Raw genomic sequence first — 826 nt, forward strand, 5'->3', positions numbered from 1 at the left:
TGGTTCAATTGGATTACCTGTATTCGGATCTGTCGGATTTAATGGATCATTTGGGTTAGTCGGATCCGTTGGATCTGCAGGAATATATGGAATATATTTACCTGGTTCTTCTGGTTTACCCGGTTCTTCTGGTGTCTCTTTCAACTTGTAGATATAAGTAACATCAATATTACCTTTAACTACTTTACCAGTTTCTTCGTCACCATCTTGAACTTTTACAAGCACATACTCTTGACCATCTTTACCAGTGATTTCTTTCGGAATTTCAGTTCCGTTTTCATTTGTATTGTATGTTTTACCAACTGGTGATTTCTCCGTATCCATTGTTGGATCTTTAATAACTTCTCCAGTCTCATTCACATAATGAACTGTTACTGTTCCTGCTGGAACGTATGGTACTGGTGTGTCTTTTGTTGGATCATTTGGATCTTTTGGTGCTGGTGGTTCATATCCTTTTGTTGGATCGTTTGGATCTTTCGGTTTCAAGGGATCTGTTGGACTACCTGGATCTACCGGCACATATCCATCAACATTTGGAACTGGCGGATTATCACTTGGATCTTCTGGTGTTTCATCATACGGTACTGGTTCAATTGGATTACCTGTATTCGGATCTGTCGGATTTAATGGATCATTTGGGTTAGTCGGATCCGTTGGATCTGCAGGAATATATGGAATATATTTACCTGGTTCTTCTGGTTTACCTGGTTCTTCTGGTTTACCCGGTTCTTCTGGTGTCTCTTTCAACTTGTAGATATAAGTAACATCAATATTACCTTTAACTACTTTACCAGTTTCTTCGTCACCATCTTGAACTTTTACAAGC

Annotated in this window: 1 protein-coding gene; it reads right to left on the reverse strand. The window is 39.0% G+C overall.

All coding sequences use genetic code 11. The features are described from left to right. On the reverse strand, nucleotides 1-826 hold an 826-nt coding region (locus SH09_RS13645; RefSeq protein WP_042740174.1), incomplete at both ends, for a MucBP domain-containing protein.

The sequence above is a fragment of the Staphylococcus gallinarum genome, from assembly GCF_000875895.1.
Taxonomy (GTDB): Bacteria; Bacillota; Bacilli; order Staphylococcales; family Staphylococcaceae; genus Staphylococcus; species Staphylococcus gallinarum.